Below are 11,010 nucleotides of genomic sequence, written 5' to 3'. Positions count from 1 at the left end.
GTGGGGATGGCCAGGACGTTGCCACACCCGAACCTGACGCTGGAGATCCTCGAGGTCGACATCGATGAAATACGGCTCCCGAGACGCCGCTGGCCGGGCTTCACGATCGCGGATCGCCTGCTGACGGGGATTCTGGCTCGCACATCCATCGAGCGCCCGTCCGATTTGTGGTCGCTCCTACCTACAACTTCCGACTGGAAGGAACCATTCACCACGCTGGATCTGTCTGAGAGGATCGACCGTCCCGTCGACTTCGCTCGGCGTGTTGCGTACTGCCTCCGCGAGTCAGGCGCATGCCGCGTCGTCGGCAAGACGGGAAATCGGTGGATCTACGTGGAGAATGGCACGGCCCCTGAGCCGGCCTCGATGGTCCTGTCCTGCCGATCGGGCCCTGGGTGAGCCTCGTCGGAGATTGGACGTCAGGAACGGCAAGGGGCCGGGGCGCTCGCGAGGTCCGGTCGAGATAGGAGTGCCGGGACGGTGGATCGTTGCCGTCCTCAGAACTTCGGATCGGCCACGGTGAAGGAGCTGGGACCGACGGCGGCGGTGCCGCTCGTGGCACCGATGCTGGTGCCACGACGGCCGCCGTAGAGCAACATCAGATTGAATCGAGCACGATCCCAGAGCCGCGCCTCGAGCCGGTCCGACTGATCCTCGACGACCACTCGAGCCGCCCTCTCAATCTGCGGAATCGATGTAGAAATCATGAGTAGGTTGATCTCGTCGTCACAAGGATCGGATGGCTTATCAGGGGAGTCGGCGTGGTGATGGATTCTGCTCGGGGCGACCAGGTCGTAACCTCGGATGTCTAGCCTGGCCCCGTTGCTGTTCAGGGTGACTCCATGACGTCGGTCACAATGGGCAAGTTGAAGCGGGAACGGATTGAGGCGCCGCCTGGTCGGTCACGAGGATCTCCGCCTCCACCGATTCGGGAACAAGCTCATGGCGGAATACGGAGACAGCGGTGGGCGCCTCCACTCCTAGCCGAACCCTGTTCCCACGGATGGATACGATGGTCAGGCGAATGTGATCTCCGATCACGATCTGGGCGTCCACCTTACGGCTCAGGACCAGCATGGTGCATCCTCCTTGAATGATCCGCCAACGAACTCCTGACGAGGCACATCCTGTGCTGATTGACGGCGAGCGGAGCGTTGAAACCGGGAGAAATGGGGGAGGGAGAGAGACCAGAGTCCCGGGTCAAGCGAGCCAGATTCCGATCGAGCGGAACGCCTGGTTGAAGGGGTGACGCCGAAGGCCAGGGAACCGCATCCCTCTCGAATTCCTGCCGGTGCGCTCGAAATCGGCGGCAATGGGACCCGAACCGCTGCGTCTCTCACGGCGCGAGTCGGATTGGCCGCGACCCGCCGGGATCTCATGATCCAGTGAGTCAACCGCAGACCATAACGAACGGCGCGCGCGCTGTCAACGGCAATGGCCAGCATTTCTCGATGAATCGATGGCTCCTCTGCGATGGTGCAAGCATGTTGGGCGTCGGCTCGGTTTCAACCGCATGGAGTATAACCCGATTTGGGGTATGGGGTTACTTCCGCTCTTCTCGTTCAACCCACCTGGGCCGGATTCAGAGCCTCGGCGGGCGATCTGTGCTGCAAGAGGAATCGTTCGAGATTGAATCGAGGCGGGATCGTATAGGCGTCGGCGGTGCTCTCCGCACGCTCCACCCTGTGCAGGGGAATCAGGCAGACGCTGCAGTCACGGCTTGAACGTCCGATGAGGCACCACTGGCCATCGATCCTCGAGAGTCGGTAGACGGCGATCTTGGTGGACTCGGCGGGTTCACCCTCTCGGTCGCGAACCCAGACGCGGACCTGCTGTCGCGACGCCAGGGATTTGAGCACGAGGGAGTGGATGCCGGTCGGCTCGGCCTTCGTCGCGTCGGGTGACGGAGAGTCGCCGACAACTTCCGCGAGGGCCAGGAGGTTCTTGCGCATGGAGTCGGGGAGTGCCTGGAGCAGCTTGTCGACGGCCGATCCGGCCGCGCGAGACAGCCCGAGGTCCTCATGAGCGTTCCAGTTGCGTGTGAGGACCAGCAGCGCGATCGCCTCGTGCTCCTCGATTCGAGGCGAGGTCAGGAGCATGCTGCGGGCGAGCTGGTATCCCTGCCGATCGGGTCGATAGAGGACCTGGATGCCGGCCTCGTCGAGCATGGCCAGATCGCGATAGATGGTCCGCCGACTGACCTCGCAGATCTCCGCCATCCTCCTTGCATTCGGACATCTCTCGGATTGCAGGAGGACGATGAGCTGCAGCAGCCTGACCAGCGGAAAATGGCTGGGCCGCGGGGGCTGCGAGGGTCCCATTGCTGTGCCCGGAACCGAAGGGTGCTCGTGCGAGGGCTGAGCCATTGCGTCCCTACCTTCGAAATGCGACGACCTCGACGAACCTCGAGCTTCCTCCTCAAATTAAGACACCGCCGCGGAGAGTGAGAACTCTCGGCCGGTGGTTTGTTGTAAGTGGCTGTCTCTTCATGACATGAGACGCGACATGAGGCCAAGGAGTTGATCCGCGAGGGACCTCAGCCGTCGCAGCCCGGTCGATGGCGACCAACGAGGTGGTTGACAGACCGGGTCACCGACCTTATCCTGGCATGCGTTCATGAAACTTCGGGCAGATAGCTCAGTTGGTAGAGCACAGGACTGAAAATCCTGGTGTCGTGAGTTCAACTCTCACTCTGCCCATTCCCCTCCCCGATCCCGAAAGCGGGGCATCACAGTCGGTTCTGCGACGGTGCCCTCCGCGATCCCCTTCCTCCCATCGTGGAATCGCAGAGGGACCGAATCGGTTACACCGGCAATTGGGGATAGAGCTTCCACGATCCCGGCGAATGCCAGAGCCGCGAGATCAGCAGCTCGCGGTGGAGCAGGAACTCCTTCGGGAGCTTCCCATAGAGGTTGAATTCGAGCTCCTCCACGGCGACCGCCTCGCGGAGCCAGGAATCCCGGTCGATCTCCATCAGCCTGGCGTAGTCCTCGCCGCTGAAGTTCTCGAGGCCGGCGAGGTCGAAGTCCTCCATCCGCGGCATCCAGCCGAGCGGGCTCTCGACGCCGTAGCCATGGCCGTGGCAGCGCTCGACGATCCACTTCAGTACCCGCATGTTATCGCGGAATCCTGGCCAAAGAAAGCGGCCGTCGGGCCCCTTCCGGAACCAGTTGACCCGAAAGATCCGGGGCGGATTCGGGAGCTGGCGTCCGATGTCCAGCCAGTGGCTGAAGTAGTCCGCCATGTGATATCCGCAGAACGGGAGCATGGCCATCGGGTCCCGGCGGACCGTGCCGACACTGCCGGCGGCCGCGGCGGTGGTCTCCGAACCCATGCTCGCCGCCAGGAAGACCCCATGGCTCCAGTTGAAGGACTGGAAGACCAGCGGGACGATCGTGGATCGGCGGCCGCCGAAGATGAAGCCCGAAATCGGCACGCCTTCCGGATTCTCCCATTCCGGATCGAGGGTCGGGCACTGCGAGAGGGGGGCCGTGAATCGCGCGTTGGGGTGGGCGGCCTTGCGACCGCTATCGGGGGTCCACTGCTGGCCGGTCCAGTCGATGAGCTGCGGCGGAGGCTCCTTCGTCATCCCCTCCCACCAGACGTCGCCGTCCGGCGTCAGGGCGACGTTCGTGAAGATGGTGTTGGCGCGGATCGTCTCCATCGCGTTCGGGTTCGAGTCGTAGGAGGTGCCCGGCGCCACGCCGAAGAAGCCGAACTCCGGGTTGATCGCGTACAACTGGCCGTGCTTGCCGATCTTGATCCAGGCGATGTCGTCCCCGACCGTGGTGACCTTGCAGCCCTCGTAGCGATCCGGCGGGACCATCATCGCGAAGTTCGTCTTGCCGCAGGCGCTCGGGAAGGCCGCGGCGACGTAAGCCTTCTGCTCCTGGGGGGATTCGACGCCCAGGATGAGCATGTGCTCGGCCAGCCAGCCCTCGTCCCTGGCCATGCAGGAGGCGATCCGCAAGGCGAAGCACTTCTTGCCCAGCAGCGCATTGCCGCCATAGCCGCTGCCGAAGGACCAGATGGCGCGCTCCTCCGGGAAGTGGACGATGTACTTCTCGCCGGGGTTGCAAGGCCAGGCGACGTCCGCCTCCCCCGGGGAGAGCGGCTTGCCCACGGAATGGACGCACGGCACGAAGAAGCCGTCCCCCAGGGCGTCGAGCGCGGCGGAGCCCATCCGCGTCATGATCCGCATGGAGACCACCACGTAGGGTGAGTCGGTGAGCTGCACCCCGATGTGCGAGATCGGCGAGCCGATCGGCCCCATGCTGAACGGGACGACGTACATCGTCCGGCCGCGCATGCAGCCGTCGAAAAGCTCGAGCAACGTCTGCTTCATCGAGATCGGGTCGACCCAGTTGTTCGTCGGCCCGGCGTCGGTCTGCCGCTTGCAGCAGACGAACGTCCGGTCCTCGACCCGAGCGACGTCCGACGGGTCGGACCAGGCCAGGTAGCTGTTGGGCCGCTTCTCCGGGTTGAGGCGGCGGAAGGTCCCTTGCTGGACCAGGAGCTCGCAGAGCCGGTCGTATTCCTCCTGGGACCCGTCACACCAGACGACCTCGTCCGGCTTGCAAAGTTCGGCCATCTGATCGACCCAGGGGCGGAGCTGGGGGCGCTCCATGCTCACGCTGGGCAAGATCCCAGAGGCCATGGGTGTTGTGCTGGTTAACATCGACTTCCTCCCTCGACGTCAATCGATCTGAGCCGAGGCACATGTGGCGGGACAGATCTCGAGGGGGGCGTCTTCGACCCCCGCGTCCCCGCGACTCCCGTCTCCAAGGACCGACGGCTCGCCGTCGTCAAATTCCGACCGGGCACGACCGATGATGAGGGACCCCTGTCCGAGTGCCATTGCCTGGCATGGGCCGCCGCGGCCACGTCGATGGCCGATGCCTCGTGGCCATTCCCGATCGAGCAGCCCCCATCGTAACTCGCGCCGGGACCGGTCTCCAGTGCTTTTTGCTGCAATTGCAGCATTTCGACGGCCACGCTAATCCTGATTGGCGTAGATGACGAATCGGCCGTCCGCGGACAGGGACGGGGTCATCCCCACCATCACGTTGCCGGCCTTCTCAAGCCGCACCGGCGCCTGCGGCTGCGGCTTGGCGGGATCGATCAGGTAAAGCGACCCGCCGCGGCCCTCGCTCGCGATGAACACGCAACGCCCCGATCCCGGGTCGAAGACGGGGGACCAGGGGACCGCGTCCAGGCCCTCTCCCTTCTTCCAGAGGACCTTCGAGACGGCCGCCCGGTCCGATGCCGGGACGGAGACCAGGGCGATGCAGTCCGCAACGGACCCGGAAGCATCCCCGAGCGCGGCCACGATCGTCTCTTCGCCGGCCCAGCTCGGCTGCGAGAAGATCGTTCGATCCTTGAGCCCGATCTCCCCGCTCGAGCGATCGGGACGCTCGTCGATGAGGGTGACGGTCGAGTCCTCCTGCCGGCAGATCAGGAACTGACGGCCGTCCGGCGACCATCGCGGCCTCCCCTCGCCCCCGAGGCGCCTCCGCCCCAGTCCGTCCGAGGTCATGATCCAGACGCCGGCCGGCTCGGGGGACTCGCGCTGGAGGTGGAACAGGATGCGATCGCCGGCGGGGGACGGCGACGGGGCCAACCCGGGCCCCAGCTCTCGGAGCCGCACTCCGTCTCCGGTCCATTCGAGATCGCAGATCTCGGCGACCTCGCGATGGTCGCCCCGCGAGACGCAGAAGTAGATATGGCGGCCGTCGGTCGACCAGGCGGGGAATCGGCAGGCATTCCGTTCGGGGGAGAGCGGCGCGACGATCCGGGCGGCGTCGCCGGTCTGGAGGTCCACCACCCGGATGCTCACGCTGCTGCCATTGACGGCCGCGGTGTCGCCGATCGGCTTTTCGATCAGTCGCTTCACAAGCTTCTCGGCGGATTCCGCGGCGAGCCGCGGCCGGTCTCGCGACTCGGCCGACTGATCCCGGCTGACGCTGAGCGTCTCGGAGAGGCCGGCGGGCTTCGCCGCCACGGCCTCGCCCCCGGCCCTCGTCATCAGGGCATACCAGAGCGCGCGATCCATCCTCGCGTCGACGAGTCGGACCGAGCCGTCGCACATCGCGGCGTAGATGCCGGCGCGATGAGGCGAGCCGGTGTAGACCCGCCGGGCGAGCGTGCTGTCGTCGTCGTTCTTGGGCTTCGTGTCGACGTCGAACTCGCTGGCGGCGAATCCCCCGACCGCCCAGCCGAGGCTTTCCTCCTTCTCCGCCACCGCGAGGGTGTTCGCCGCGCCGTCGACGATGTCGCGCAGGGAGACGCTCCGGGCGCGGGGCTTGCCGTCGGGGGCCTTCACCTCGCCGTCGGGCGTCAGGATCGTCATCATGACACCGAGATAGGTCCCCTTCCCCGCGGCGAAGTCGCGCCCCCAGCGATCCCGCCCGCCGCCCCAGTTGGCCGCATAATGAGCCGGGCCGAAGGCGGTCTTGCTCGCCAGGCCGTCGAGGTGCAACTCGGCCGCCGAGACGTTGCGGGTCCGTGGATTGTCGGGGCAGATGAAGGCGTCCAGTCGAGTCTCCGTCGTGGTCGCGTTGGAGAGGTCCCACGGCTCCAGGACGAAGTTGAAGCCGTTGTAGATCGGGGCCATCTCCATGTAGGGCAGGATCCGGACGAGGAAGCCGGTCCCGTTGGCCCTGCCCGGCCCGCGGACGTCGCTGGGCGGCAGGGCATCGTTCGCGGACGTGTAATTGTGCAGCGCCAGCCCGATCATCTGCAGGTTGAGGATGCAAGAGGCCCGCCGGGCCGCGGCCCTCGCGGTTTGGACGGCCGGGATCAGGAGCAGCACGCCCACCCCGGCGATCGAGACGAGGACGAGCGCCTCGACGAGCGTAATCCCCCGACGGCCCTGGACCCTCATGATGACTCTCCTCGGGGTACCGGATCGAGTTCCGAGACGTGTCAGGCCGAGTCTAGCGCGCCACACCCGTTAAGGCAAAGCCAAAGGTCGGGGCGGGTTCACCGGATGACATCCGGGCGAGCTCTCAGAGCAGCGTCCCGTGGAGGATGACCATGGCAACGCTGAAGTAGATGACCAGCCCGGTCACGTCCACGAGCGTGGCGACGAACGGCGCGGAGGACGTGGCCGGGTCCAGGCCCAGTCGCTTGAGGAGGAACGGGAGCATGGATCCGGTGATCGTCCCCCAGAGGACGATGCCAAGCAGGGAGCAGGCGACCGTCAGGCCGACGAGCAGCCAGTGCTCGCCGTAGATGGTCGAGAAGGCGCTCCAGAGGGCGATGCGGAGGAAGCCGATCGTCCCCAGGATCAGGCCGAGCATCAGGCCCGAGAGGAGCTCGCGGCGGACGACCAGGAACCAGTCGCGGAGGCGGACCTCGCCCAGCGCCAGGGCGCGGATGATCAGCGTGGCCGCCTGGGAGCCGGAGTTGCCGCCGCTCGAGATGATCAGCGGGACGAACAGGGCCAGCACCACGGCCTTGGAGATCTCCGCCTCGAAGAAGCCCATGGCCGTCGCGGTGAGCATCTCGCCGACGAAGAGGATGACGAGCCAGGTCGCCCGCTTGCGGATCATCTGCGGCAGCGGGGTGCTCATGTACGGCTCATCGAGGGCCTCGAGGCCGCCGAACTGCTGGATCTCGCGGGTGGCCTCCTCTTCGGCCACGTCGAGCACGTCGTCGAGCGTGACGATGCCGACGAGCCGCCCGTGGGCATCCGTGACCGGCAGCGCGGTGCGGTCGTACTTCCGGAAGACATCCACCGCGTTCTTGCGATCCTCGGTCGCCTTCAGGCTGACGTACTTCTGGTCGCAGATCTCGGAGACGACCGCCTGCACCGGCGCGAGCAGGATCTCGCGGATCCGCAGGTCGTCGATCAGGTGATGTCCCGAGTCCACCACGTAGATCACGTTGAGGGTCTCGCTGTCCCGCCCATGGGCCCGGACGAAGTCGAGGACGTGGGCGATCGTCCATTCCTTGCTGACGGCGAGGTAATCGGGCGTCATCAATCGGCCGACGCTGTCCTCCTCGTAGGTCAGGAGCGACCGTGCCACCTGGCGCTCGACGGGATCCAGCAGGCCGATCCAGCGCTCGGACTGCTCGGCGGGCAGGTCCTCGAGGAAGGCGGTGCGGTCGTCCGCGGGCATCGTGTTGAGGATCCAGGCCGCCTCGGCGCGGGAGACCGATTCGAGGACCGCGATCTGGGTGTCGCGGTCCAGGTAGGCGAACGTGTCGGCGGCCAGGCCGGGCTCCAGGAGCCGCAGCATGTGGACCTGCTCGGCCGGCTCGAGCTGCTCGACGACGGTGCCGAGCTCGGCCGGGTGCCAGCCGTTGACCACCTCCCGGACCGTCCGCTCCTCTCCCTCGGCGAGGAGTTCCTTGATTTCGGGGAGGACCAGTCTGCCGAGCATCATGATACCGCCTACCTCCGCCATGCCTCGCGGGCCCGCCGGAGCCGTCTCGAACGGAACCCCGGCGCGCGTGAGAATCAGGCTACCGTCGATCTCGCCCTGCAGGCCCGCCCGCGAGGCATTGCCGTTATGGCAGAACCTCCGCCGAGCCGCAAGGGCGGCCCACTCCCCGATTCCGCGTACCGATCGAATATGGATCTCCCATGAGAAAACTCCTCGTCATCGTGGTCGCCCTGCCGGCGATCCTCGTCCTCTTCGGCCGTTCCCCGGCTCTCGCCCAGGAGCGACTCGTCAACGGTGGATTCGAGGACGGACTGTCGGGCTGGGACCCGTTCTGGGCCAGGTCCGCGGGAAGCGGGTCGGCCGCCCCGGATCGCGATCGGCCCTACCAGGGGGTCGCCTCCCTGCGGATCGAGCATCGGGGCGAGTCGGACTGGAGCGTCGGGCAATCCGGGTCCATCCCGGTCCGTCCGGGCGAGATCTACGTTTACCGCGGCTGGGCGAGGAAGGCCGGGGCCGGCGGCGCCGCGGAAATCTCCGTCGTGCTCCGCGATGCGGCCGGCGGCGTCATCGACTGGAGCTACGGGCGTCGCCCCATCCCGGACGGGGACTGGCGACAGGTCCGGGCCCGGTTCATGATCCCGCCGAACGGGGCGACGATCACCCCTCGCGTGATCGGCTCCGGTCCGGCGAGCCTGAACGTGGACGACCTGTCCCTGGAGCGAACCACGGGCTCCGCGAAGGCCCTGCCACCGGCCGCCGCTCCGGTCGACATCGCGAGCGACCGACTCGAGGTCCGGCTCGAGTCCTCGAACGGCACCCTTCGCGTCCGCGATCTCCGGGGCGGACGGACCTGGGAGCAGCGGCCGGCCGGCCCGTCCCTCGTCGTCCGCGAGGCTCGGCGTGCCGATGGCCGGATCGAGGCCACGCTCATCCACCCGGAATCGGCCCAGGAGATCGGCATCCAGGTCCGGGCCGTCCCCGGGCAGGCGGAGGTCGAAGTCGAGCTCACCGGATACGGCGACCTGGACTCCGAGATCGCCTATCCCTACCCCTTCGTCAGCCCGGCTGCCTCGTTCCTGATCATGCCCGTGAACGAGGGGATGAGCTATCCGGTGGACGATTCGACGCTCCCGGAGATGTGGTATCACCTCGCCGGGGGCCACGGCCTCTGCATGGCCTGGTGGGGCGTCACCGACGGCAAGGCCGGCATGATGGCCATCGTCGAGACCCCCGATGACGCGGCCGTCCGCACGCCGAGGATCGACCGGCGATTCACGCTGGCTCCGCTCTGGAGACCTCAGAAAGGGGCGTTCGGCCCCGCCCGGAAGCTCCGTTACGTCTTCCTCGACGACGGCGGCTACGTGGCCATGGCCAAGCGGTATCGCGAATACGCCCGCCAGGCCGGACTCCTCCGGACCCTCGCCGACAAGAAGGAGAAGAACCCGAACGTCGACCGGCTCGTCGGGGCGGTCAATGTCTGGTGCTGGGACGACGACGCCGTCGGCATCGTCCGCGAGATGCAGTCGGCCGGGATCGACCGCATCCTCTGGTCCAATGGCGTCAAGCCGGACACGCTCCGAACGCTGAACGGCCTGGGAGTCCTGACCAGCCGGTATGACATCTTCCAGGACGTGATGGACCCCGCCAACTTCAAGGCGATCGGATATCAGCATCCCGACTGGACGACCAGGGCCTGGCCCGCGGACCTCGTGCTCGACGCGGGCGGCCGCTGGGTCCACGGCTGGGGCGTCGACGCGAAGGACGGGAAGCGGTACGACTGCGGCGTCACCTGCGACCGGCCGGCGATCCGGTACGCGGCGGAGCGGATCGAGGCCGACCTGAAGACCCATCCCTACCTGTGCCGGTTCATCGACACGACCACGGCGTCGGAGTGGCGCGAGTGCTATTCACCGGCCCACCCGATGACCCGCTCGGACAGTCGCCGCTGGCGGATGGAGCTGCTCCGGCTGATCAGCGAGCGCTACCACCTCGTCACCGGCAGCGAGACCGGGCACGACGCGGCCGTGCCGTACGTCCATTACTTCGAGGGGATGCTCTCCCTGGGACCGTACCGGATCCACGAGGCCGGTCGCGACATGGACCGGATCGTCTCGGACGTCCCCCGGCAGATCGAGACGTTCCAGGTGGGGGCCTACTATCGCCTGCCGCTCTGGGAGCTGGTCTACCACGACTGCGTCGTCGCCCAGTGGTACTGGGGGGACTACAACAACAAGCTGCCGGCAGTCTGGGATCGTCGCGATCTCTTCAATGCCCTCTACGGGACGCCGCCGATGTTCATGTTCAAGCGGGGGCTCTGGGAGAAGGAGCGAGATCGCTTCGTCCGGAGTTACCGGACCACGGCGCCCATCGCCCGGGCCACCGGTTACAGCGAGATGCTCTCGCACCGCTGGCTGACCGCGGATCACCGCGTCCAGGAGACGCGCTTCGCCAACGGGGCCGTGGTCGTGGTGAACCTCGGGACCGGCGAGGCCGCGCTCGATGACGGTTCGAAGCTGCCGGCCCTCGGGATTCGGGTCCAGGGGATCCCCTCCGAGGATCGAGCGGCGCGCTGAGTCATCTGAAAAGGCAAAGGGCCCGGCGGGGACGCATGCCATCCCCG

7 protein-coding genes, 1 tRNA gene and 1 pseudogene are annotated in these 11,010 nt (G+C 66.8%); 3 read left to right on the top strand and 6 right to left on the bottom strand.

The window, feature by feature from the left end; genetic code table 11:
* A pseudogene (locus tag G6O54_RS37305) lies at positions 1-399 on the top strand (hypothetical protein); the annotation flags it as partial.
* A gap of 98 nt (positions 400-497) precedes the next feature.
* Here the strand turns inward: G6O54_RS37305 and G6O54_RS08200 are convergent.
* From G6O54_RS08200 to G6O54_RS08190, 3 genes are all read right to left on the bottom strand, one after another.
* Entirely contained in the window at positions 498-665 is a 168-nt protein-coding gene (locus G6O54_RS08200) for a hypothetical protein (RefSeq protein WP_165222948.1), read from the bottom strand.
* A gap of 187 nt (positions 666-852) precedes the next feature.
* Positions 853-1,077: a carbon storage regulator gene (locus tag G6O54_RS08195; RefSeq protein WP_165222945.1), complete on the bottom strand. Its 225-nt coding sequence runs from the start codon at positions 1,075-1,077 to the stop codon at positions 853-855.
* A 485-nt stretch (positions 1,078-1,562) separates the two neighbouring features.
* Positions 1,563-2,321, bottom strand: a complete 759-nt coding sequence (locus G6O54_RS08190; RefSeq protein WP_165222942.1) for a helix-turn-helix transcriptional regulator — start codon at positions 2,319-2,321, stop codon at positions 1,563-1,565.
* 305 nt (positions 2,322-2,626) lie between these two features.
* Here G6O54_RS08190 and G6O54_RS08185 point away from each other — a divergent pair.
* Positions 2,627-2,699: transfer RNA gene (locus G6O54_RS08185), tRNA-Phe, on the top strand.
* A 104-nt stretch (positions 2,700-2,803) separates the two neighbouring features.
* On the opposite strand, the gene G6O54_RS08180 is transcribed toward G6O54_RS08185, so the two are convergent.
* The 3 genes from G6O54_RS08180 to mgtE all read right to left on the bottom strand — a co-directional run bounded on the left by G6O54_RS08180 (position 2,804) and on the right by mgtE (position 8,387).
* Positions 2,804-4,627, bottom strand: a complete 1,824-nt coding sequence (locus G6O54_RS08180) for a phosphoenolpyruvate carboxykinase (GTP) (protein WP_250846775.1) — start codon at positions 4,625-4,627, stop codon at positions 2,804-2,806.
* Positions 4,628-4,996: 369 nt separating this feature from the next.
* Positions 4,997-6,883, bottom strand: a complete 1,887-nt coding sequence (locus tag G6O54_RS08175) for a DUF1559 family PulG-like putative transporter (RefSeq protein ID WP_165222939.1) — start codon at positions 6,881-6,883, stop codon at positions 4,997-4,999.
* Positions 6,884-7,007: 124 nt separating this feature from the next.
* Positions 7,008-8,387: a magnesium transporter gene (mgtE, locus tag G6O54_RS08170; RefSeq protein ID WP_165223018.1), complete on the bottom strand. Its 1,380-nt coding sequence runs from the start codon at positions 8,385-8,387 to the stop codon at positions 7,008-7,010.
* Between the two features lie 203 nt (positions 8,388-8,590).
* Between mgtE and G6O54_RS08165 the strand changes: the two genes are divergently transcribed.
* Positions 8,591-10,963 carry a glycoside hydrolase gene (locus G6O54_RS08165; RefSeq protein WP_165222935.1) on the top strand — a complete coding sequence of 791 codons (2,373 nt, stop codon included), beginning with the start codon at positions 8,591-8,593 and terminating at the stop codon, positions 10,961-10,963.
* Positions 10,964-11,010: the final 47 nt, after the last annotated feature.

This window comes from Aquisphaera insulae (assembly GCF_011064615.1).
Classification (GTDB): domain Bacteria; phylum Planctomycetota; class Planctomycetia; order Isosphaerales; family Isosphaeraceae; genus Aquisphaera; species Aquisphaera insulae.
Note: the sequence above shows the minus strand (reverse complement) of the source record. Positions and strands in the feature narration are given on the sequence as shown.